The following is a 23061-nucleotide window of genomic DNA, read 5'->3' on the forward strand; positions in this document are numbered from 1 at the left end:
GTCGGCGGGCGGTGGGGGGAGCGTCGAGAGGGCGGTGGGCGGGGATATCGGAGGGGTGGTGGGGGTGTCGTGCGGGCATCGGGCGGGGCGCTGAACGGGCGGCGGGCAGGGCATCGGACGGGCATCGGGCAGGGCGCCGCACCGGCATCGGGCAGGGCGTCGGCCCGGTGGCGGGTGGGCATCGGTGAGGGCGCCGAACCGGCGCGGCGGCTGGCCGGGGTGGGTCCATCCCGTGGACGTACCGGCGACGGAGCCGCTGCGCGGGCGATCATGTCGGCATGCCCGTTGTCGACATCCCCGGTTCCAAGTCCATCACCGCCCGCGCCCTCTTCCTGGCGGCGGCGGCCGACGGTGTCACCACCCTCGTACGGCCGCTGCGCTCCGACGACACGGAGGGCTTCGCCGAGGGGCTGGCCCGGCTCGGGTACCGGGTCGGCCGGACCCCGGACACCTGGCAGGTCGACGGCCGCCCGCAGGGCCCCGCGGTCGCCGAGGCGGACGTCTACTGCCGCGACGGCGCGACCACGGCCCGCTTCCTGCCGACGCTGGCCGCGGCCGGCCACGGCACGTACCGCTTCGACGCCTCGCCCCAGATGCGCCGCCGCCCCCTGCTCCCGCTGACCCGCGCCCTGCGCGACCTCGGCGTGGACCTGCGGCACGAGGAGCAGGAGGGCCACCATCCGCTGACGGTCGCGGCGGCCGGCGTCGAGGGCGGGGAGGTGACGCTGGACGCGGGTCAGTCGTCGCAGTACCTGACGGCGCTGCTGCTGCTCGGGCCGCTGACCCGAACGGGCCTGCGGATCACGGTGACCGACCTGGTCTCGGTGCCGTACGTCGAGATCACGATCGCGATGATGCGGGCCTTCGGGGTGGAGGTGCGGTGCGAGGGCGACGTCTTCGTCGTCCCGCCCGGCGGCTACGGCGCCACGACGTACGCGGTCGAGCCCGACGCGTCGACCGCGAGCTACTTCTTCGCGGCGGCCGCCGTCACCGGCGGCGAGGTGACGGTCCCGGGGCTGGGCGAGGGGGCGCTCCAGGGCGACCTGGGCTTCGTCGACGTACTGCGCCGGATGGGCGCCGAGGTGTCGGTGGGCGCGGAGTCGACCACGGTCCGGGGGAGCGGCGAACTGCGGGGCGTCACCGTCAACATGCGGGACATCTCCGACACCATGCCGACCCTCGCGGCCGTCGCGCCGTTCGCCTCCGGGCCGGTGCGGATCGAGGACGTGGCGAACACGCGGGTGAAGGAGTGCGACCGGCTGGAGGCGTGCGCGGAGAATCTGCGGCGGCTGGGGGTGGAGGTGGCCACCGGCCCGGACTGGATCGAGATCCAGCCGGGTCCCGCTGGTGGTCCCGTCGGCGCGGAGATCAAGTCGTACGGCGACCACCGCATCGTCATGTCCTTCGCGGTGACCGGGCTGCGGGTACCGGGTATCTCGTTCGACGACCCTGGGTGCGTACGGAAGACCTTTCCGGGTTTTCACGAGGAGTTCGGGGCGCTGCGGGCGCGGTTGTGACGGGGGCCGGCGGGTGAGCTGCAGGCTGCGGGAGCCGGGCCTGGAGGGCGTGTTGGTGCGGCTGGAGCGGCTGGGGCGCCTGCACGCCGCCGATCCGTCGGTGGCGGCGGAGGAGGAGGGCCGCGGGAGCCACGCGGTCACCTGCGTGCCAGGGGCTCGTGAGGTCGGCGACTGCATCGACGCGCAGCCCGCCCGCGCGGCGACGGGCCGGCCGGTGCCGTACGCGCAGGTCTCCGTCGCCTCGGGCCGCGCGGTCGGTGCCACCTCCCAGTGGGCGCCGCGCTGCCGGTGCTCCGGCGACCGACTCGACGCCGTCGAGGTCGGTTTCACCTGGCCGACCCGGTCCGTCCAGGGCACGGCGTCACCGCCGAGGCCGAACTGCTGCTCTTCCGCACGCCCAACCGCTGCTCCGCTCCCGGCGCCCCTGTCGCGGGCGCCGTAGCCCGCCCCCCGGCCCAGTGGACGTCGGCGCATTGGCTCGCCACGGCAGGGATCGGCGACCATCGACGCCATGACCGCCTACCTCATCCTCCACGGCTGGCAGAACCACCGCCCCGAGGACCACTGGCAGCACTGGCTCGCCGACCGTCTCGCCGGCATCGGCCACCAGGTCGTCTATCCGCAGCTCCCCGATCCCGACGACCCCGAACCGGAGGTCTGGCTGGAGGAGTTGGCACGGCACCTCGGCGAGCTCGACGCGGGGGCGGAACGGGTCGTGGTCGCGCACAGCCTGTCCGCCGTGCTGTGGCTGCACGCCGTCGCACGCGGGATGCCCGGGCTCGACGCCGTGGACCGGGTACTGCTCGTGGCCCCACCGTCCGGCGCCGTACTCGCCCGGCACCCGGAGGTCGCCCGATTCGCCCCGCCGCCCCTGGAGTTCACCCTTCCCGGCCCCACCCGCCTGGTCGCGGGCGACGACGACCCGTACTGCGAGGAGGGCGCCGACACCGTCTATGGCGCCCCGCTCGCCCTCCCGACCGACATCCTCCCGGGCGCCGCCCATCTCGACCTGGATGCCGGGTACGGGCCGTGGCCCGCCGTGCTGGGCTGGTGCCTCGACCCCACCACGCCGATCATGGCTCGTCCGGAGTGACCTTCCCGTCCCGCAGCTCCGGCGTAGCGGCGCCCACGTAGGCCACCGCCAGTACGCACAGCAGCCCGCCCGTGACCAGGGCGGTCGCGCCGGAGGACCAGCCGGCGACCAGGCCGCCGCGCAGATTGCCGAGGTGCGGGCCGCCCTGGCCGACGATCTGCTCGGCGGCCGTCACCCGGCCCAGCAGGGCGTCGGGAGTACGGGTCTGGACGATCGTGGTGCGCGAGACGACCGCCAGGGCATCGGCGGCACCCGCCACCGCCAGCAGCCCGAGCCCGGCCCACGGGTCGGTCGTCAGGCCGAACAGCGCCAGTGCCACGCCCCACGTGCCCGACGCGCCCAGCATCACCAGGCCGGGGCGGCCCAGCCGGGTGACCGAACCCGACAGGGCCGTCGCCGTGACGCCGCCCACCGCGAGGGCGGAGACGAACAGGCCGAGGGTGCGCGGGTTGCCGCCGAAGCGTTCCGCGTTGACCAGTGGGAAGAGGCTGGCCGGCATGGCGAGGACCGTGGCGGCGAGGTCGGTGATGAGCGCGCCGCGCACCACGCGGTGGCCGGCCAGGAAGCGCAGGCCGTCCAGGACGCCGTGCAGCCCGGCCCGCGACGGCTCGCCCTCGGGCGGCAGCGCGGGCAGGCCGAAGGCGCCGTAGAAGGCGAGGCCGAAGCTCAGGGCGTCCAGCAGATAGCAGACGCCGATACCGAACCAGCCGAGGAACAGCCCGCCCAGCGCCGGACCGAGCAGCATCATCGCCTGGCCGGTGACCTGGTTGAGGGCCAGCCCCGCCGCCACCTGCTCCTTCGGCAGCAGCCGCGGCACGAACACGCCCGCCGCCGGCGCGCCGACCGCACCGAAACAGGCCCCGGCAGCCACCAGCGCGAGGATCCCGGCCACCGGCATGCCGCCGGTGAAGCCCTGCACCGCGAGCAGCAGCGCGCACACCGCCTGCCCCACGGTGGCGATCAGAAAGATCCGCCGCCGGTCCCCCCGGTCCACCCAAGCCCCGGCGAAGAGCCCCACCCCCACCATGGGCACCACCTGCGCCACCCCGACCGCACCACTCCAGACCGCGCTGTGCGTCATCTCCCAGACCTGGTACATGACGGTCACCATGGTCATGAAGCCACCCAGCACGGACACCGTCCGCCCGATCAGCAGCCGCCGGAAAACGGGGGAGGCGCGCAGCGGCCGTACGTCGATGAACGTACGGGCGAGGCTCATGAGGGCATGACGGGGCGGGGGGTGGGTTCGGGCACGAGGGGGGACGTTATACGGCGGGCCCTACGCGGGACCAGCGAATTACGGTCGCCGGCGGTCACCGCCGCCCGCCACGACCGGTGCGCGCCCGGCCTGAACCACCTCGCCTTCCACGGGTTCGAGGTGGAACTCGTGGCCGTCCCCTGACGGCGCAGCGGGCTCGGCGCCTCTGCCGTCGGCGTGGGCGTGGGCGCCTAGGCCGACTCGTTCAGCAGCCGTGCCAGGTGGTCGCGGCCCGCGTCGAGCAGTTCGGGCAGCGGGGCGGCGTCCTCGTACCACCGCTTCTCGTACTCCCAGCACAGCCAGCCGTCCCAGCCGTGGCGGGAGAGGACCTCCACGCACTCGGCGATGGGCAGTACTCCGGCGCCGAGCGGGAGCGGGGTCGTGTCGTCGGCGGAGGCGATGTCCTTGAGCTGGACGTAGCCGAGGTACGGGGCGAGGGCCGCGTAGCTCTCCGAGGGCTGCTCGCCGCCCAGCCAGGTGTGCATGACGTCCCACAGCGAGCCGACGTGGCGGTGGCCGACCAGGCCCAGGACGCGGATCGAGTCGGCTGCGGTGCGGTGCGAGTCGTGGGTCTCCAGCAGGATCCGTACGCCCATGTCGGCGGCGTACTCCGCGGCCGTACCCAGCCGCCGCGCGGCGATCGCGTCCGCCGACTGCCGGCTCTGCTCGGGGTCGGCGCCGGGGAAGACGCGGACGAAGGGGGCGCCGAGGTCGTGGGCGAGGTCGACGAGCCTGCGGACCTCCTCGATCACGGGCCCGTCGTCACCGGGCGCGGCGACCCGGGCGTACCCGGCCAGGCCCAGCAGCTCGACGCCGGCGGTCTTGAACTCGGCCGCCACGTCGGCCCGTTCGGCGGGGCCGAGCCCCAGATGCACCGGTTCCTCCGGGTGCGTGCGCAGCTCGACGCCGTGATACCCGTGCGCCGACGCCAGGCGCAGCACCTCGGGGAGGGGGAGACCGGGGACACCAAGGGTGGAGAACGCCAGTTTCATGCAACCCACCTTGCCAGGGAAACCGGGGGACGCCCATCCGGCGGGGGCGGTCGGCCGAGCAGGCCCGAGCGGGCCCGAGCGGGCCCTGGGCTTGCCCGGAGCGCCCCCCCCGGGCCGCCCCGGCGCCTCACTCCGACGTGCCGTGCAGGTCCAGGCGCCAGTCCTGCCCGTTCAGGTCCTTGCCGAAGGAGCGGTGGGGTTTCTCGGTGACGAGGACGAAGCCGTGGCGCTGGTAGACGCGGCGGGCGGCGGCCAGGACGTCGTTGGTCCACAGGACGAGTTCGCGGTAGCCGACCCCGCGGGCGAAGTCGACGACGGCGGCGACGAGCCGGTCGCCGATGCCGAGGCCGCGCGCGTCGGGCTCGACCAGCAACAGCCGCAGCCGTGCGGTCGCCGGGGCCTCGTCCCGTACGCACATCACGCAGCCCACCGGCCGCCCGTCCAGCTCGGCGATCCACACCCGCTCCAGATGCGGATCGTGATCCTCCGCGAAGTCCGCGACGATCCTCGCCACCAGCCCCTCGTAGTCGGCGTTGAAGCCGTACTCGGCGGCGTACAGCGCGGCGTTGCGCTGCACGATCCAGCCGAGGTCGCCGGGGCCGGGCTCGCGCAGCAGGACGTCCTCGCGCAGGGGCGGCCGACCGTGGGACAGGATGGTGCGTACGGTCGTCAGCGCCTCGGCGAGGCGCGGCCGTTCGTCCGCCGGCACGGTCGACAGCAGCGAGCCGACCGATTCGTTGGCCCGCTCCTCCAGCAGCTTGCCGGTCTCCCGGCCGCGCGCGGTGAGCGTGACGCGACGGCGGCGCGGGTCGTGCCGGGAGGGCGTGCGCTCGATGAGCCCGTCCTGCTCGAACTTGTTCAGGATCCGGCTCAGATACCCCGCGTCCAGCGAGAGCTCGGCCCGCAGATCGGCCGCGTCCGTACGCGGGGAGTGCGCGAGCTCGTACAGGACGCGGGACTCGGTGAGGGTGTACGGGGCGTAGAGGTGGCGGCTGTAGTCGAGGGCGCCGATGACGTTCGTGTAGAAGCGGTTGAAGGCGCGGATGTCATGGACGGTCATGGTCGTCGATCCCCGGATGCTTGACTCAGATGTTTGACTCAGTCAGAGATATCGCCATGTCGAGCCTAGGACGCCCGCGCCTTTACGGCTACCCCTCGGCTACCCCTCCGCGGCGGCCGGCCGGTAGACGCACACCTGGGCGCCCGTCTTCGCGGCGGTCGTGGACACCAGCTCGAACGGCCGCTTCCCACCGTCGGCCGGGAAGACCGACTTGCCGCCGCCGAGCAGCACTGGCATCACGATGAGCTGGAGCTCGTCGACCAGGCCCTCCTGGATGAGGGTCCGTACGAGGGTGGGGCTGCCCATCATCGCCAGGTCGCCACCCTCGGCCGCACGCAGCTCGCGGATCCGGGCGACGGCTTCGGAACCGGGGATGAGGCTGGTGTTCTCCCAGGTCAGGTCGGCGTCGGTGAGGGTGCTGGAGACGACGTACTTCTTGATCGAGTTCATCCGGTCGGCAAAGGGGTCCCCGGCCCGCTCCGGCCACGCCCCGGCCATGGTCTGCCAGGTACGGCGCCCGAACAGCAGCGCCTCGGCATTGCGCATCCCCGCGTCGAACGCGCCGCCGAGGACCTCCTCGTCGAAGTACGGATGCGACCAGCCACCGTGCGCGAAGCCGCCGTCGGTGTCCTCCTGGGGGCCGCCGGGCGCCTGCACGACGCCGTCGAGGCTGATGAACTCGGTGATGACGATGCGCATGGGAGGTGCTCCTGTTTCTCGCTCGGGTGAGGACGCAGGGGAGACCGGGGCGGGGCCCGGAACTCATCGGTGGGAGAGTCCTACGTTCGGAACGAGGGATTCGGCAGGGGCTGGGGGCTGAGGGCTGGGGGCGGGGGCCTTCGTGAGGTTCGCGACCTTTGCGATCGAGGTCCTCTGCCGTCAGCTCCTCGCGCCGCGGCCTCGGTGGCGTAGCCGTGACCCCAGGCCGAGCGGGCGAGCCGCCAGCCGATCTCCACTCGTGGACGGCATGTTGAAGTCGTACGAAGGGTCCCGGAAGTGTTGCCTGACCGGCTCCAGCATGTCGCCTGAAGCCGGAGAAATCCCGGTCATCCCCCTCACGCGGCAATGGCCCCCGACCGCCAACTCGCGGAAACGACCTGCCGGATGGTGTCCATCCTCTGCTGAAACAGGACCGGCCGCCCTCCCGAGCGGTTGGCGACCTGCGACCTCCGACGGACACCAGCCGCGAAGGCCGGCCGCACCCAGCCCCGAAGGCCGACCACACCGAGCCCCGAAGACCGACCGCACCCAGCCCGGCCCGAACCCCGACCTACCCCCGAGGCCCCCCAGAAGACCCCCGAACCATCAACTCCCCCCGAATCGTCGCGATCCCCCCGGGCGGCGCATCCTCCCGCCCCATCGCGATCCGCCCGGCCCGCGCCCCGGCCTCCGCCAACGGCAGCCTCACCGTCGTGAGCGAAGGCACCGCGTCGATGCTGAACGGCAGGTCGTCGAAGCCCGCCACCGACACGTCGTCCGGGATGCGCAGCCCGGAGTCGCGCAGTGCCGCGCACGCGCCGAGGGCGACGGAGTCGTTCGCCGCGACCACGGCAGTCAGGGACGGGTCCCGGCGCAGCAGCTCCAGGGTCGCCTCGTAGCCGGACTGGCGGTCATAGCGGCCGTACACCGTCCATCGCGGGTCTTCCGAGATCCCGTGCGCCTCCAGCGCGGCCCGGTGGCCCTCCAGGCGGTGCCGGGTGGTGGTCCGCTCCTCCGGGCCCGCGATGTAGCCCAGCCGCCGGTGCCCGAGCCCGATGAGGTGTTCGGTCAGCTCACGGCCGCCCCCGCGGTTGTCGAAGGTCAGCGCGATCGCACCCGTGTCCGGCGCCGGCGGCCGACCGCACAGCACCACCTTCGTCCCGGCGTCCGCCAGCTTGCGCAGCTTGGAGGCCACGGCCGCCGCGTGGGGTGCGTCCTCCACGGCGCCGCCGGTCAGGACGACCGCCGCGGCCCGCTGCCGCTGCAGCAGGGTCAGGTAGGTCAGCTCCCGCTCCGGCGAGCCGCCCGTGTTGCAGACCACCGCCAGCCGCTCACCGCCCGCGCGTCCGCCCGGCCCGCCGATCTCCGACTGGATCGCGCTCGCCATGATCCCGAAGAAGGGGTCGGCGATGTCGTTGACCAGGATGCCGACCAGGTCGGACGTGGCCGCGGCCAGTGCGCTCGCCGGCCCGTTCAGCACGTAGTCCAGCTCGTCCACCGCCCGTAGCACCCGCTCACGGGTGGTGGCGGCCACGGGGTAGTTCCCGTTCAGCACGCGCGACACCGTCGCGGGGGAGACCTGGGCGCGGGCCGCCACGTCCGCCAGGGTCACCGTCATCTCGTCGTCCTCCGGTCGTGCATCTCGTCGTACACCTCGTACGCGCTCACAGGCGGGCTTGCGCCCCCGTACTCACTGGCAGGCCTAAGCCCACGTACTCGCAGGCAGGCTTACGCCCACGTAGACAGGCCGCCCACGTCCACGGTTCCGTGTGTGCCGAGCAGACCATACGGCCAACTGGACCCGTTGTTCGTCCCCTCGAACAACTCAGGCTGGTCACGGTCTTGTCCAGACCGCTGCTCAGAGGCTAGCTTCTAATGACATAGAAAGCGCTTGCTGTGACGCTCGCCAGTTGAAAGACAGGGCGTACGCGGCGCCTACCCCGCGTACGAAGGGAACGACGTGACACGCAAGACGGTGCGTATCGCCATGAACGGTGTGACGGGGCGCATGGGCTACCGCCAGCACCTGGTCCGCTCCATCCTGGCCATCCGCGAGCAGGGCGGACTCGACCTCGGCGACGGCACCGTGCTGTGGCCGGAGCCGATCCTGGTCGGTCGCCGTGAGCACGCGCTGAAGGCGCTCGCCGAGCAGCACGGCCTGGACCCGGAGAACATCTCGACCGACGTCGACGCGGTCCTCGCCGACCCCACCGTCGAGATCTACTTCGACGCCCAGGTCACCTCCGCCCGCGAGGAGGCGATCAAGAAGGCGATCGCCGCCGGCAAGCACATCTACACCGAGAAGCCGACCGCGACGGGGCTGGAGGGCGCCCTGGAGCTCGCGCGCCTGGCCGCCGACGCAGGCATCAAGCACGGCGTCGTCCAGGACAAGCTCTTCCTCCCCGGCCTGCTCAAGCTCAAGCGGCTCATCGACGGCGGCTTCTTCGGCCGGATCCTCTCCATCCGCGGCGAGTTCGGCTACTGGGTCTTCGAGGGCGACTGGCAGACCGCGCAGCGCCCGTCCTGGAACTACCGCGCCGAGGACGGCGGCGGCATCGTCGTCGACATGTTCCCGCACTGGGAGTACGTCCTGCACGAGCTGTTCGGCCGGGTGAAGTCCGTCCAGGCCATCGCCACCACCCACATCCCGCAGCGCTGGGACGAGAACGACAAGCCCTACGACGCCACCGCCGACGACGCCGCCTACGGCATCTTCGAGCTCGACGGCGGTGCCATCGCCCAGATCAACTCCAGCTGGGCCGTGCGCGTCAACCGCGACGAGCTGGTGGAGTTCCAGGTCGACGGCACGGAAGGGTCCGCGGTCGCCGGTCTGCGCAACTGCCGCGTCCAGCACCGCTCCCTCACCCCCAAGCCGGTCTGGAACCCGGACATCCCGGCCACCTACTCCTTCCGCGACCAGTGGCAGGAGGTCCCGGACAACGCCGACTTCGACAACGGCTTCAAGGCCCAGTGGGAGCTGTTCCTCAAGCACGTCTACGCCGACGCCCCCTACCACTGGGACCTCCTCGCCGGCGCCCGCGGCGTCCAGCTCGCCGAGCTGGGCCTGAAGTCCTCGGCCGAGGGTCGCCGTCTCGACGTGCCGGAGATCTCGCTGTGACCATCCAACTGCCTGACTTCAAGGGTGGGTTGAGGGCGTACGAGCCCCGCCCGGAACCCCTCGCCCTCACGCCGGGCGCGCCCTTCAGCTCGCGTACGGTCTTCTCCGCGGCGCACGTCGTCGCCGACCCCTACGCCGACGCCACCCCCGACTCGCCCGCCGCCGTCGACTGGGACGCCACCCTCGCCTTCCGCCGCCACCTGTGGTCCCACGGGCTCGGCGTCGCCGAGGCGATGGACACCGCCCAGCGCGGGATGGGCCTGGACTGGGCCGGTGCGGCCGAGCTGATCCGGCGCAGTGCCGCCGAGGCCAAGTCGGTCGGCGGGCTGATCGCCTGCGGTGTCGGCACCGACCAGCTCACCGGCCCGGCGTCCCTGGACGAGGTCCGGGCGGCGTACGAGGAGCAGCTCGCGCTCGTCGAGGAGTCCGGCGCGCGGGCGATCCTGATGGCCTCCCGCGCCCTCGCGGCCGCCGCCTCCGGTCCCGAGGACTATCTGGAGGTCTACGGCCACCTCCTGCGCCAGGCCTCAGAGCCGGTGGTCCTGCACTGGCTGGGCCCGATGTTCGACCCGGCGCTGGAGGGCTACTGGGGTTCGTCCGACCTGGACGCGGCCACGGACACCTTCCTGGAGGTCATCGCCGCGCACCCGGACAAGGTGGACGGCATCAAGGTGTCGCTGCTGGAGGCCCAGCGGGAGATCGACATCCGCCGCCGCCTCCCGCAGGGCGTGCGCTGCTACACGGGCGACGACTTCAACTACCCCGAGCTGATCGCCGGCGACGAGAAGGGTTTCAGCCACGCCCTGCTCGGCATCTTCGACCCGCTGGGGCCGCTGGCGGCTCAGGCGGTGCGGGTGCTGGACACGGGGAACGTGCCCGGCTTCCGCGAACTCCTCGACCCCACGGTCGAACTGTCCCGCCACCTCTTCCAGACCCCCACCCGCTTCTACAAGACGGGCGTGGTCTTCCTGGCCTGGCTGGCCGGCCACCAGTCGCACTTCACCATGGTCGGCGGCCTGCAGTCGGCCCGCTCCCTCCCGCACTTCGCCCGTGCCTACGAGCTCGCCGACGGACTGGGTCTGTTCCCGGACCCGAAGCTGGCCGAGGAGCGGATGAAGAACCTGCTGTCGCTGTACGGAGTCGCCCAGTGAGCGCCACGGATCCCGCCGATCTCGCCCGTTTCTCCATCAACCAGATGACCGTCAAGCAGCTGTCGATGCCGGAGCTGGCCGAGGAGTGCGGCCGGCTGGGCATCGGCAACGTCGGCCTGTGGCGCGAACCCGTCCAGTCGTACGGCCTGGAGGCGACGGCCAAGCTGGTCCGCGACGCCGGCCTGACGGTCACCACCCTCTGCCGCGGCGGCTTCTTCACCGCGATCGACCCGGACGAGCGGGCGAAGGCGCTGGAGGACAACCGCCGGGCCGTCGACGAGGCGGCGACGCTGGGCACGGACGTACTGGTGCTGGTCTCCGGCGGCCTGCCCGCCGGCTCCAGGGATCTGCACGGCGCGCGGGAGCGGATCGCCGACGCGCTGGGCGAGCTGGGCCCGTACGCCGAGGAACGCGGCGTCAAGCTCGCCATCGAGCCGCTGCACCCGATGTACGCCTCCGACCGGTGCGTGGTGTCGACCCTGGCCCAGGCTCTCGACCTCGCGGAACGCTTCCCGGCCCAGCAGGTCGGCGTCACGGTGGACACGTACCACATCTGGTGGGACGACACGGCGCCGGAGCAGATCGCCCGGGCGGGGGCGGGCGGCCGTATCCACACCTTCCAGCTCGCCGACTGGACCACCCCGCTGCCCGAGGGCGTGCTCACCGGGCGCGGTCAGATCGGGGACGGGGCGATCGACATGCGGGAGTGGAAGGGGTACGTGGAGGCGGCGGGCTACACCGGCGCCATCGAGGTCGAGCTGTTCAACGACGGGCTGTGGGCCCGGGACGGGCGCGAGGTGCTCGCGGAGACGGCGTCTCGGTTCGTGGAGCACGTCATCCGGTGACCTCGTGCGATCTGCCCCGCATCGGCGTTCTCGTCCGTGCGGGGCAGTTTCATGCCAGGAACGAGTTGGTGAGAGTTCCCTCTACACAGGCCACAGGCCCCTCAAGGACGGCAGCACGGTCACGCTCCAGGTGAAGAAGGGCACCGCCTATCTCCTCGCCGCCCGTTTCGTGAGCACCGCCAGCTCCACCGGAATCACCATCTGCACCACCCGTGACACCGCCTCCGGCGCCAGACCCGTCCGCCGGGCCACCGCGTGGGCCACCGACTCGGCCTCCTCGGCCAGCACCCCGGCCATCAGGCCACCGGTCGCGAAGCCCCCCAGCGTGGCCACGCCCGTGAGCGGGGCCTCGTGCGGTGTCGCGACCGTGTCGGCCTCGCCGGACAGTGCCGTCACCGTCGTACCGACCATCTGCCGGGCGCCCGCCTCGTCCGTGCCCAGCAGCCCCGCGATGTCCCAGATCCGATCGTCGCCGAGCTCTGCGAGCACGTCGTCCTGGAGTGACGTGAGGGGGTTTTCGTCTACCTCGGACATGCCTAAACGCTACGTCCGCCCCGAATCGTCGGCACGCCGAGAGGGTGCCGGGGGACGCGGAAAAAATTTCGCGGACACCGTGCAACCCTCCGCCCACTTCGCGGGTCGTACTTGGCATCAGGACTTCTGGAGGGGGATCTGGGGGGATCGCGGGGGTCCTGACGGGAGGGGAAAACCCGAGGGGCTCGGTCGACGGACCGGGCCCCTCGAAGCTTTCCCGCGGCCGGCGAGGCGTCCCGGAGGCCCGGGTCCTCAGCTGCGGTCGGCCCTCATCGGACGCAGTCGGCCCTCAGAAGAAGACGCCGCAGCGCAACAGCACATTCGCGTACGGCCGTGCCTCACCGGTCCGCACGACCAGCCGCGCCCCGGCCGACAGCTCCTTCAGCCGCTCGTGCGTGACCAGCTCCAGCTCGGGAAACTCCCCGTCCAGCAGCGCGGCCGCCGCCGGGTTGGCATCGCGCATCTCCTTCGCCGCCGTCGCGCCCTCCACGACCAGTTCGGCCAGCAGGCCGTCCAGCACCACGGCGAACGACGGCACCCCGGCCCGGAAGGCCAGATCCACGACTCGGGGGCCGTCGGGTATCGGCATGCCCACGTCGCATACGAGCACCCCGTCGCCGTGGCCCAGCTCGGCCAGCGCGCCGGAGAGGTGACGGTTCAGGATTCCGGCCTTCTTCACCGGGCCTCGACCTCCGCCGCGGTCGGGAAGGACTCCTGCGCGCCCTCCTTCGTGACCGCCGCCGCCCCGACCCGGGCCGCGTACGCCGCCGCCTCGGCCAGGGACGAGCCCGCCCCCAGCTTCCAGGCCAGCGCGGCCGCGAACGCGTCGCCCGCGCCCGTCGTGTCCACCGCGTCCACCTTCACGGACGGCACCCGCGTCACGCCCTCCGCGGAGGCCACCAGCGCGCCCTTCGCGCCCAGGGTCACCACCACCGAGCGGGGCCCCTTGGCCAGCAGGATCCGCGCCCAGTCCTCCGGCGTCTCGCCCACCGCGGAGTCGCCGAGGATGACCTTCGCCTCGTGCTCGTTCACGATCAGCGGGTCGCAGGCCGCCAGCACCTCGCTCGGCAGCGGCCGGGGCGGGGACGGGTTGAGGACGAAGCGGCTGCCGTCCGCCAGGCTGCGTACGGCCTCCACGACCGTCTCCAGCGGGATCTCCAGCTGGGCCGACACCACCCGGGACGCCTGGAAGAGGCTCGCGGCGGCCCGTACGTCCTGCGGAGTGAGCCTGCCGTTGGCCCCGGGCGAGACCACGATGCTGTTGTCCCCGGACGGATCCACCGTGATCAGCGCGACGCCGGTCGGCGCACCGCCGACCAGGACGCCCACGGTGTCCACGCCGGCCGCCCGCTGAGAGTCGAGCAGCAACCGGCCGTGGCCGTCGTCGCCGACCCGGGCCAGCAGCGCCGTACGGGCGCCGAGCCGGGCGGCCGCGACCGCCTGGTTCGCGCCTTTGCCGCCCGGGTGGACGGCCAGGTCGGAGCCGAGCACGGTCTCCCCGGCCCCCGGCCGGCGCTCGACACCGATCACCAGGTCGGCGTTGGCCGACCCTACGACCAGGAGGTCGTAGTCATACATGAGGTTGCTCCCCTGATTGGTCCCCGTAGTGACGCCTGGTCTCCGCAACGAGTACGGCGGGCGGATCCCCATTGGACCCGCCCGCCCGACGGTCTGTCCGTCTCAGCCCGTGAATCCGGCCACGTTCTCCTTCGTGACCACCTTCACCGGCACCATCACCGACTTCTCGACCTTGTCGCCCTGCGCGGCCTTCACCGCGTTCTGCACGGCGATCCTGCCGAGCTCCGTCGGCTGCTGCGCCACCGACGCGAACAGAGTGCCCGCCTTGACGGCTTTCAGGCCGTCCGCGGTTCCGTCGAAGCCGATGACCTGGACGGACGTGCCGGCCTTGGAGCCGAGCGCCTTGATCGCGCCGAGTGCCATCTCGTCGTTCTCGGCGAAGACGCCGTCGATGTCCGGGTTGGCCTGCAGCAGGTTGGTCATGACGTCCAGGCCCTTGGTGCGGTCCCAGTCGGCGGGCTGCTTGGCGACGACCTTGATGCCCGGGTAGGCCTTCAGGCCCTCGGCGAAGCCGGCGCCGCGTTCACGGCTGGCGGAGGTGCCGGCCTGGCCCTGGAGGATCACGATCGTGCCCTTGCCGCCCAGCTTCTCGGCGAGCGCCTCGGCGGCGAGCTTGCCGCCGGTGACGTTGTCGGAGGCGACGAGCGCGGCGGTGGTGGCGTTGTTGACCGCCCGGTCGACGGCGACGAGCGGGATGTCCGACTTGTTCACGCCCTTCGCCGCCGGCGTCACCGCGTCGGAGTCCACCGGGTTGACGATGATCGTGCCGAGGCCCTCACTTGTGAAGTTCTGCAGCTGGTTGGCCTGCTGCGAGGCGTCGTTCTGCGCGTCCGTGACCGTCAGGTCGACGCCCAGCTTCTTCGCCTCCTCCTGCGCCCCGGCCCGGATCGACACGAAGAACGGGTTGTTCAGGGTCGACAGGGAGAGGCCGATCTTCTGGCTCTTCGCCTCCGAGGAGCCGCTGTGCAGGAGGGACGTGGCCCCGACGACCGCCGCCGCGACCACGGCCGCGAGCAGATACGTCGCCGCCTGCTTGCCCTTGCCGCCCTGGGACGTGCCCGCGGCCACCGGGGTCGCCCCGGCCTTGCGGCGCACGGTGTCGAGGAGCACGGCGAGCGCGATCACGACACCGATGACCACCTGCTGCCAGAAGGCGGACACGGAAAGGAGGTTCAGCCCGTTGCGCAGCACCGCCAGGATCAGCGCGCCGATCAGCGTGCCGGACGCCTTGCCCGTGCCGCCGGCCAGCGAGGCGCCGCCGATGACGACCGCCGCGATGGCGTCGAGCTCGTAGCCCTGCGCGGCCTGCGGCTGCGCGGAGGAGAGCCGGGCGGCGAGCACGATGCCCGCGGCGGCGGCGAACAGACCGGAGAAGGCGTAGATGGCGAGCTTCTGCTTCTTCACCCGCAGCCCGGAGAGGCGGGCCGCCTCCTCGTTGCCGCCGATCGCGTACATCGAGCGGCCGATGTACGTCCGTCCCAGCACGAACGCCGTGATCAGCCCCATGCCGACCATCACGAGCACCGGCACCGGCAGCCAGCCGCCGAGCGTGTCGCCGAGGTGCGAGACCGAGTCGGGGAACGCGATGGGGGAGCCCTGCGAGATCACCAGGGACAGGCCGCGGGCCACCGACAGCATGGCCAGCGTCGCGATGAACGGCGGGAGTTTGCCGTACGACACCAGGAAGCCGTTGACCAGGCCGCACGCTATGCCGGTCGCGATGGCCAGGAGCACGGCGAGGAAGACCGGGACGCCCTCCGACGTCGCGCTCCAGGCGAGGACGGTGGCCGACAGGGCGGCGACCGAGCCGACCGACAGGTCGATGCCCGCCGAGACGATCACGAAGGTCACACCGAAGGCGAGGATGGCGGTCACGGCCGCCTGGACGCCGACGTTGAGCAGGTTGTCCGTCGTCATGAAGTCGCCGGACAGCGCCGACATCGCGATGACGAGGACGATCAGCGCGGTGAGCGCGCCGTTGTCGAGCAGGAGGCGGCGAAGCCCCGAGGCGCCACTCGCGCCCGTCGTGCTCTTGAGCGTGTCAGCGGCCACGGGGGGCCTCCTTCTCAGTGGTGGGGTTGCTGACGGCGAGCGCCATCACGGCGTCCTGGGTGGCCTCGTCGGCGGGGAGTTCGCCCGCGATCCGGCCCTGGGCCATGACCAGGACCCGGTCGCTCATGCCGAGGACCTCGGGCAGGTCGCTGGAGATCATGAGGACGGCGGCACCGGCTGCCGTCAGTTCGTTGATGAGCTGGTAGATCTCGACCTTGGCGCCGACGTCGATCCCGCGCGTCGGCTCGTCGAGGATCAGCACCTTGGTGTCGGCCAGCAGCCACTTGCCGATGACGACTTTCTGCTGGTTGCCGCCGGACAACGTCCGTACGTGCTGGCCGAGTCCGGCCATCCGCACGCCGAGCTGCTCGGCGATCCGGGCGGCGGCCTCCCGCTGCCCCTTGAGATCGACGAGCCCGCCGCGGGTCGCGGACCGCATGGTCACCAGGCCGAGGTTCTCCTCGACGGACGCGTCGAGGACCAGCCCCTGGCCCTTGCGGTCCTCGGGGATCAGCCCGATGCCGGCCGCCATGGCGGCGCCCACGTCATGGCCCTTCAGGGCCGTCCCGGAGACCTTCACGGCGCCCTTGTCGTACGGATCGGCCCCGAAGACCGCCCGCACGACCTCGGTACGGCCGGCGCCCACGAGCCCGGCGATACCGACGACCTCGCCGGCGTGCACCTGGAAGGCGACGTCATGGAAGACGCCGTCGCGGGTGAGCCCCTCCACGGAGAGCAACGCGGCTCCCGCCTCGGCCCGTTCACGCGGGTACTGCTGCTCGATGGAGCGCCCCACCATGAGCCGTACGAGCTCGTCCTCGGGCGTGGCGGCCGGGACCTGCCCGACGCTCCTGCCGTCCCGGATGACCGTCACCCGGTCGCCCAGGGCGGCGATCTCCTCCAGGTGATGCGTGATGAAGACGATCCCGACGCCGTCCTCGCGCAGCTTGCGCACGATCGAGAAGAGCTTCTCGACCTCCTCGGAGGTGAGCACGGCGGTCGGCTCGTCCATGATCAGCACGCGCGCGTTCAGGCTCAGCGCCTTGGCGATCTCGACCATCTGCAGGCGCGCGATGCCGAGTTCACGCACACGCGCGCGTGGCGACACGTTCACGCCCACGCGCGCGAGGAGGACCTCGGCGTCGGCCTCCATCCTCTTCCGGTCGATCATCCCGAAGCGGCGCGGTTGGCGGCCCAGGAAGATGTTCTCGGCGACCGTGAGGTCGGGTACGAGGTTGAACTCCTGGTAGATGGTGGCGATCCCGAGGCGCTCGGAGTCCTGCGCACCGTGGATGCGCGTCTCCTCGCCGCCGACCAGGATCCGCCCGGCGTCGGGCGTGTAGGCGCCGGAGAGCATCTTGATGAGGGTGCTCTTGCCCGCGCCGTTCTCACCGAGCAGCACATGCACCTCGCCCCGGCGCAGATCGAAGTCGACGCCGTCCAGCGCGACCACGCCCGGGAAGGCCTTCCTGATGCCCTCGATGCGCAGCAACTCGTCCGCGTTGCTCACGACTGGCTCCTGTTCGTTACGGGGGTCTCGGCGGGGTCCTCGCCGCAGGAGCGGCGTACGACGAGACGGGCGGGGAGGGTGACGGACTCGCCGGGCCGTCCCTCGATGCGGTCGACCAGGGCGCGTACGGCGGCCCGGCCCAGGTCGCCGGTCGGCTGGGCGATGGCGGTGATCGGCGGATCGGTGTGCACGAACCACCGGATGTCGTCGAACGCGGCGAGCGCGATGTCGTCCGGTACGCGCAGCCCACGCGCGCGTACGGCGTCCAGCGCGCCGAGCGCCATCAGGTTGTCGGCCGCGAACACGACCTCGGGCGGCTCGGGCAGGTCGAGGAAGCCCTCGGTGACGCGCCGCCCGCTCTCGGCCTGGAAGTCGCCCTGGCCTATGTAGGCGTCGGGGAGTTCGAGACCGTACGCGGCGAGCGCCTCCCGGAAGGCCTCGACGCGCTCGCGTCCGGTGGTGGTCGCCGCGGGGCCCGCGATGATGGCGAGCCTGCGATGCCCCAGCCCGTGCAGATGCGCCACGAGATCCCGTACGGCGGCCTGCCCGTCCGCCCGCACCACCGGCACGTCCACGCCCGGGATCCACCGGTCCACGAAGACCATCGGCGTCCCCGCCCGCACGGCGTCCAGCATCAGCGGCGAGCCGCCGTCGGTGGGGGAGACGAGCAGGCCGTCGATACGGCGGTCCAGCAGGTTCCGTACGTGGTGGTCCTGGAGGTCGGGCCGCTCGTCGGCGTTGCCGATGATGACGCTGTAGCCGAGCGCGCGGGCCTCCTCCTCGACGGAGCGGGCCAGCTCGGTGAAGTAGGGGTTGAGCACGTCGCTGATGACCAGGCCGAGGGTGTGGGTCTGGTCGGTGCGCAGGGAGCGGGCGACGGCGTTCGGGCGGTAGCCCAGGGTCTCGACGGCCGCCAGCACGCGCGTGCGTGCCTCGGCGCTGACCGACGGATGGTCGTTCAGGACGCGCGAGACCGTGGCGACGGAGACCCCCGCCTCGGCAGCGACGTCCTTGATGCTCGCCATCGCCGCTCCACCTCCTTGTGGATCGTTCGTGGAGTCGATGCGGATCGGTCGCGGATCGCGCTTGGAATCGATTACATCGACGTGTACGGAGGATTGGAATCGATTACACGGGGGTTAATCAAGCCCTCAACCACATCCCGAAACCGGATCGTGATGTCGCGGCGCACTCCGGGGCGGTCCAACCTGGAGGAACAGGGGGCGTTCTCGCAGGCCCTCGTGGGCCGGAGCGGAGGAGTCATGACGGCAGCGACCCGCGACGAGGTACCCGTCGCCCTGGCAGGCGACGGCGTGGAGGTGCGCACCAAGCCCATGGGCGGCGGCATGTCCGTCGGCTACATCCGCCTGCCGGAGGGCACGGACATGGGCCCCGCCCTCAAGGGCCTCGACGGCGACGCCTGCCAGTGCCCGCACTGGGGCTACCTGCTGAAGGGGCGGCTGCGGATGCTCACGGCCGAGGGCGAGGAGCACTACGAGGCGGGGCAGGCGTACTACTGGGCGCCCGGTCATGTCCCCGTGGCCCTGGAGGACTGCGAGTTGGTGGAGTTCTCGCCGACCGAGGACTTCCAGAAGGTCATCGACCACGTGACGTCACAGGCGGGGTGAGGCCGACGGCCGCCGGGTGTGCACAGGCAGCCCGCGTTGTCGGACCCGGCCGGTACCGTCGGATCATGTCCAATCAGGCGGGGACTTCCACGGGCGAACGGCGGCTCGCCGTGCTCGAAGGCGTGCTGGAGCGGATCACGTACGCCAACGAGGAGAACGGCTACACGGTCGCCCGTGTCGACACCGGGCGCGGCGGGGGCGACCTGCTCACGGTCGTCGGCGCGCTGCTCGGCGCCCAGGCCGGCGAGTCGCTGCGTATGGAGGGCCGTTGGGGCTCCCACCCCCAGTACGGAAAGCAATTTCTCGTCGAGAACTACACGACCGTCCTCCCGGCCACCGTCCAGGGCATCCGCCGCTACCTCGGCTCCGGCCTGGTCAAGGGCATCGGCCCGGTCTTCGCCGACCGCATCACCCAGCACTTCGGGATGGACACCCTGAAGATCATCGAGGAGGAGCCCAAACGGCTCATCGAGGTCCCCGGCCTCGGCCCCAAGCGCACCAAGAAGATCGCCGACGCCTGGGAGGAGCAGAAGGCGATCAAGGAGGTCATGCTCTTCCTCCAGACGGTGGAGGTGTCCACGTCCATCGCCGTGCGCATCTACAAGAAGTACGGCGACGCCTCGATCTCCGTCGTGAAGAACCAGCCCTACCGGCTGGCCGCCGACGTCTGGGGCATCGGCTTCCTCACCGCCGACAAGATCGCCCAGTCCGTCGGCATCCCGCACGACAGCCCGGAGCGGGTCAAGGCGGGCTTGCAGTACGCGCTGTCGCAGGCCACCGACCAGGGCAACTGCTATCTCCCCGAGGAACGGCTGATCGCGGACGCGGTCAAGCTCCTCCAGGTCGACACCGGCCTCGTCATCGAGTGCCTCGCGGAGCTGGCCCAGGTCCCCGAGGACGGCGGCGACCCCGGTGTCGTACGGGAGAAGGTCCCCGGTCCCGACGGCGGTTCGGGCGATCCCGTCACCGCCGTCTACCTCGTCCCCTTCCACCGGGCCGAACTCTCCCTCTCCGCCCAGCTGTTGCGCCTGCTGCGCACCGACGAGGACCGCATGCCGGGCTTCCGTGACGTGGCCTGGGACAAGGCGCTGGGCTGGCTGAAGGGCCGCACCGGCGCCGACCTCGCCTCCGAGCAGGAGGCCGCCGTGAAGCTGGCACTGACGGAGAAGGTCGCCGTCCTCACCGGCGGCCCCGGCTGCGGCAAGTCCTTCACCGTGCGCTCGATCGTGGAGTTGGCCCGCGCCAAGAAGGCCAGGGTCGTGCTCGCCGCCCCCACCGGCCGCGCCGCCAAGCGCCTCGCCGAGCTCACCGGAGCGGAGGCCTCCACGGTCCACCGCCTGCTGGAGCTCAAGCCCGGCGGCGACGCGGCCTACGACAAGGACCGCCCGCTCCAGGCCGACCTGGTCGTGGTCGACGAGGCGTCCATGCTGGATCTGCTGCTGGCCAACAAGCTGGTCAAGGCCGTACCGCCGGGCGCCCATCTGCTCTTCGTGGGCGACGTCGACCAGTTGCCCAGCGTGGGGGCGGGGGAGGTCCTCAGGGACCTGCTCGCCGACGGCAGCCCCATCCCGGCCGTGCGCCTCACGCGCGTCTTCCGTCAGGCCCAGCAGTCGGGCGTGGTGACCAACGCGCACCGGATCAACGCCGGGCAGCACCCCGTCACCGACGGCATGAAGGACTTCTTCCTCTTCGTCGAGGACGACACGGAGGAGGCCGGACGGCTCACGGTGGACGTGGCGGCCCGTCGTATTCCGGCCAAGTTCGGCCTCGATCCGCGCCGGGACGTCCAGGTGCTGGCCCCCATGCACCGCGGCCCCGCCGGCGCGGGCACGCTGAACGGTCTGCTGCAGCAGGCCATCACGCCGGGACGCCCCGATCTCGCGGAGAAGCGCTTCGGCGGCCGGGTCTTCCGTGTCGGCGACAAGGTCACCCAGATTCGCAACAATTACGAGAAGGGGGAGAACGGTGTCTTCAACGGCACCGTGGGCGTGGTGACCTCGCTCGACCCGGTCGACCAGCGCCTCACGGTGCTGACGGACGAGGACGAGGAGGTTCCGTACGAATTCGACGAACTGGATGAACTCGCGCATGCGTACGCGGTGACCATTCACCGTTCACAGGGAAGTGAATATCCCGCAGTGGTGATCCCCGTCACCACAGGAGCATGGATGATGCTCCAGCGGAACCTCCTGTACACCGCCGTGACCCGGGCCAAGCAACTGGTCGTTCTCGTGGGGTCACGCAAGGCGATCGGTCAGGCGGTGCGCACGGTGTCGGCAGGGCGGCGCTGCACGGCGCTCGACTTCCGGCTCGCGGGCTCCTGACTCCGTTTCAGGTCCGCCGGCCGACCCCGTCCTGACCTGGCGATTCGTGAGGCATCGAAAAAAATGATCGATCAAACGAGTCGTGAAGGTCACAGACCACTTCCAGATGGGGAAAACAGGGGGCAGGATGGCAGGTTGGCGGCACTGAGTGCCGCCAATAGGCCCAATGGTCGACCCCGAGTGCACTCTCCTGAGCCAAATGGGGGAGGGTAGAGACAGTCAGGGCAACCTCGAAGATGAGGCACAACGTCGGTGAGGGAAGACGTGAGCGACAACTCTGTAGTACTGCGGTACGGCGACGGCGAGTACACCTACCCGGTGATTGACAGCACCGTCGGCGACAAGGGCTTCGACATCGGCAAGCTCCGCGCCCAGACCGGTCTGGTGACGCTGGACAGCGGCTACGGCAACACCGCCGCCTATAAATCCGCCGTCACCTACCTCGACGGCGAGGCGGGCATCCTCCGCTACCGCGGCTACCCGATCGAGCAGCTGGCCGAGCGCTCCACCTTCCTGGAGGTGGCCTACCTGCTGATCAACGGTGAGCTGCCGACCGTCGACGAGCTCTCGACCTTCAAGAACGACATCACGCAGCACACCCTGCTGCACGAGGACGTCAAGAACTTCTACAAGGGCTTCCCGCGCGACGCCCACCCGATGGCCATGCTGTCGTCGGTCGTCTCCGCGCTGTCCACGTTCTACCAGGACAGCCACAACCCGTTCGACGAGACGCAGCGCAACCTCTCGACGATCCGTCTGCTCGCCAAGCTTCCGACGATCGCGGCGTACGCGTACAAGAAGTCGATCGGCCACCCGTTCGTCTACCCGCGCAACGACCTCGGTTACGTCGAGAACTTCCTGCGGATGACCTTCTCGGTGCCGGCGCAGGAGTTCGAGCTCGACCCGGTCGTCGTCGCCGCGCTCGACAAGCTGCTGATCCTGCACGCGGACCACGAGCAGAACTGTTCGACGTCGACGGTCCGTCTGGTCGGCTCGTCGCAGGCGAACATGTTCGCGTCGATCTCCGCCGGTATCTCCGCGCTCTGGGGCCCGCTGCACGGCGGCGCCAACCAGTCCGTCCTGGAGATGCTGGAGGGCATCCAGGCCTCCGGCGGCGACGTCGACTCCTTCATCCGCAAGGTGAAGAACAAGGAGGACGGCGTCCGCCTGATGGGCTTCGGCCACCGGGTCTACAAGAACTTCGACCCACGCGCCAAGATCATCAAGGCCGCCGCGCACGACGTCCTCTCGGCCCTCGGCAAGTCCGACGAGCTGCTGGACATCGCCCTGAAGCTCGAGGAGCACGCGCTCTCCGACGACTACTTCGTCTCGCGCAGCCTCTACCCGAACGTCGACTTCTACACCGGCCTGATCTACCGGGCCATGGGCTTCCCGACCGAGATGTTCACGGTCCTGTTCGCCCTCGGCCGTCTGCCGGGCTGGATCGCCCAGTGGCACGAGATGATCAAGGAGCCGGGCTCCCGCATCGGCCGCCCGCGCCAGATCTACACGGGCGTGGTGGAGCGCGACTTCGTTCCCGTCGAGGAGCGCTGAGCCTCGTTCCTCGGAGCCTCGTGCCCGACCTCGGTCGGGTGCGGGGCTCTTGTGTGTGCGCCCGCGTCTCTTGAGCGGACGGCGGGCAGCGGACGGGGCGGACAGCGGATAACAGAAGGCGCCCTGGCGGCGGTCCCCCCACGGGCCG

Annotated in this window: 20 protein-coding genes and 1 pseudogene; 9 read left to right on the top strand and 12 right to left on the bottom strand. The window is 71.3% G+C overall.

Annotation, left to right across the window (positions count from 1 at the left end):
• Positions 1-278 precede the first annotated feature (278 nt).
• The 3 genes from aroA to ABD932_RS32190 all read left to right on the top strand — a co-directional run bounded on the left by aroA (position 279) and on the right by ABD932_RS32190 (position 2610).
• Positions 279-1517, top strand: a complete 1239-nt coding sequence (gene aroA / locus ABD932_RS32180; protein WP_345018124.1) for a 3-phosphoshikimate 1-carboxyvinyltransferase — start codon at positions 279-281, stop codon at positions 1515-1517.
• A gap of 13 nt (positions 1518-1530) precedes the next feature.
• The gene (locus ABD932_RS32185; protein WP_345018128.1) at positions 1531-1959 is read left to right on the top strand and encodes a hypothetical protein; all 429 of its coding nucleotides are present in this window, start codon (positions 1531-1533) and stop codon (positions 1957-1959) included.
• Between the two features lie 69 nt (positions 1960-2028).
• The gene (locus ABD932_RS32190) at positions 2029-2610 is read left to right on the top strand and encodes an RBBP9/YdeN family alpha/beta hydrolase (protein WP_345018131.1); all 582 of its coding nucleotides are present in this window, start codon (positions 2029-2031) and stop codon (positions 2608-2610) included.
• Here ABD932_RS32190 and ABD932_RS32195 read toward each other — a convergent pair.
• The 6 genes and pseudogenes from ABD932_RS32195 to ABD932_RS32215 form a co-directional block, all read right to left on the bottom strand.
• A complete protein-coding gene (locus ABD932_RS32195; protein ID WP_345018135.1) occupies positions 2591-3829 on the bottom strand; it encodes an MFS transporter in 1239 nt (412 codons plus the stop codon). The genes ABD932_RS32190 and ABD932_RS32195 overlap by 20 nt on opposite strands.
• Before the next feature lie 230 nt (positions 3830-4059).
• Positions 4060-4860 (bottom strand): sugar phosphate isomerase/epimerase family protein, encoded by an 801-nt coding sequence (locus tag ABD932_RS32200; protein WP_345018137.1) that lies wholly within the window; start codon positions 4858-4860, stop codon positions 4060-4062.
• A gap of 127 nt (positions 4861-4987) precedes the next feature.
• Positions 4988-5920, bottom strand: a complete 933-nt coding sequence (locus ABD932_RS32205) for a bifunctional helix-turn-helix transcriptional regulator/GNAT family N-acetyltransferase (RefSeq protein WP_345018139.1) — start codon at positions 5918-5920, stop codon at positions 4988-4990.
• A gap of 99 nt (positions 5921-6019) precedes the next feature.
• On the bottom strand, positions 6020-6619 hold the full coding sequence (locus tag ABD932_RS32210) for a dihydrofolate reductase family protein (protein WP_345018141.1): 600 nt from the start codon (positions 6617-6619) through the stop codon (positions 6020-6022).
• A gap of 194 nt (positions 6620-6813) precedes the next feature.
• Positions 6814-6876, bottom strand: a pseudogene (locus ABD932_RS44090) (GNAT family N-acetyltransferase); the annotation flags it as partial.
• A gap of 314 nt (positions 6877-7190) precedes the next feature.
• Positions 7191-8237, bottom strand: a complete 1047-nt coding sequence (locus ABD932_RS32215) for a LacI family DNA-binding transcriptional regulator (protein ID WP_345018143.1) — start codon at positions 8235-8237, stop codon at positions 7191-7193.
• A 342-nt stretch (positions 8238-8579) separates the two neighbouring features.
• Here ABD932_RS32215 and ABD932_RS32220 point away from each other — a divergent pair, with 342 nt between their 5' ends.
• From ABD932_RS32220 to ABD932_RS32230, 3 genes are read left to right on the top strand one after another with little or no spacing between them, the layout of a single operon-like run.
• Positions 8580-9737 carry a Gfo/Idh/MocA family protein gene (locus ABD932_RS32220; protein WP_345018145.1) on the top strand — a complete coding sequence of 386 codons (1158 nt, stop codon included), beginning with the start codon at positions 8580-8582 and terminating at the stop codon, positions 9735-9737.
• Positions 9734-10888 carry a dihydrodipicolinate synthase family protein gene (locus ABD932_RS32225; RefSeq protein ID WP_345018147.1) on the top strand — a complete coding sequence of 385 codons (1155 nt, stop codon included), beginning with the start codon at positions 9734-9736 and terminating at the stop codon, positions 10886-10888. The genes ABD932_RS32220 and ABD932_RS32225 overlap by 4 nt, the downstream gene beginning before the upstream one ends.
• Before the next feature lie 44 nt (positions 10889-10932).
• On the top strand, positions 10933-11733 hold the full coding sequence (locus ABD932_RS32230; protein ID WP_345018340.1) for a sugar phosphate isomerase/epimerase family protein: 801 nt from the start codon (positions 10933-10935) through the stop codon (positions 11731-11733).
• A gap of 147 nt (positions 11734-11880) precedes the next feature.
• On the opposite strand, the gene ABD932_RS32235 is transcribed toward ABD932_RS32230, so the two are convergent.
• The 6 genes from ABD932_RS32235 to ABD932_RS32260 form a co-directional block, all read right to left on the bottom strand.
• Positions 11881-12267 carry a DUF937 domain-containing protein gene (locus ABD932_RS32235; protein ID WP_345018149.1) on the bottom strand — a complete coding sequence of 129 codons (387 nt, stop codon included), beginning with the start codon at positions 12265-12267 and terminating at the stop codon, positions 11881-11883.
• Between the two features lie 289 nt (positions 12268-12556).
• Positions 12557-12946, bottom strand: a complete 390-nt coding sequence (gene rbsD / locus ABD932_RS32240) for a D-ribose pyranase (protein ID WP_345018151.1) — start codon at positions 12944-12946, stop codon at positions 12557-12559.
• Positions 12943-13845 (bottom strand): ribokinase, encoded by a 903-nt coding sequence (locus tag ABD932_RS32245; protein ID WP_345018153.1) that lies wholly within the window; start codon positions 13843-13845, stop codon positions 12943-12945. Before ABD932_RS32245 ends, rbsD begins: the two co-directional genes overlap by 4 nt.
• A 102-nt stretch (positions 13846-13947) precedes the next feature.
• Positions 13948-15897, bottom strand: coding sequence for an ABC transporter permease/substrate-binding protein (locus ABD932_RS32250; protein WP_345018155.1), 1950 nt, complete (start codon positions 15895-15897; stop codon positions 13948-13950).
• Positions 15887-17407 (bottom strand): sugar ABC transporter ATP-binding protein, encoded by a 1521-nt coding sequence (locus ABD932_RS32255; RefSeq protein WP_345018157.1) that lies wholly within the window; start codon positions 17405-17407, stop codon positions 15887-15889. The genes ABD932_RS32250 and ABD932_RS32255 overlap by 11 nt, the downstream gene beginning before the upstream one ends.
• A complete protein-coding gene (locus ABD932_RS32260; RefSeq protein ID WP_345018159.1) occupies positions 17404-18432 on the bottom strand; it encodes a LacI family DNA-binding transcriptional regulator in 1029 nt (342 codons plus the stop codon). The genes ABD932_RS32255 and ABD932_RS32260 overlap by 4 nt, the downstream gene beginning before the upstream one ends.
• Positions 18433-18669: 237 nt before the next feature.
• On the opposite strand from ABD932_RS32260, the gene ABD932_RS32265 reads away from it, so the two are divergent.
• From ABD932_RS32265 to ABD932_RS32275, 3 genes are all read left to right on the top strand, one after another.
• Positions 18670-19035 (top strand): cupin domain-containing protein, encoded by a 366-nt coding sequence (locus ABD932_RS32265; protein ID WP_345018161.1) that lies wholly within the window; start codon positions 18670-18672, stop codon positions 19033-19035.
• A gap of 65 nt (positions 19036-19100) precedes the next feature.
• Positions 19101-21359 carry an SF1B family DNA helicase RecD2 gene (gene recD2, locus ABD932_RS32270; RefSeq protein WP_345018163.1) on the top strand — a complete coding sequence of 753 codons (2259 nt, stop codon included), beginning with the start codon at positions 19101-19103 and terminating at the stop codon, positions 21357-21359.
• Between the two features lie 264 nt (positions 21360-21623).
• Positions 21624-22913 (top strand): citrate synthase, encoded by a 1290-nt coding sequence (locus tag ABD932_RS32275; RefSeq protein ID WP_345018165.1) that lies wholly within the window; start codon positions 21624-21626, stop codon positions 22911-22913.
• Positions 22914-23061 lie beyond the last annotated feature (148 nt).

The sequence above is a fragment of the Streptomyces shaanxiensis genome (assembly GCF_039537145.1).
Taxonomy (GTDB): domain Bacteria; phylum Actinomycetota; class Actinomycetes; order Streptomycetales; family Streptomycetaceae; genus Streptomyces; species Streptomyces shaanxiensis.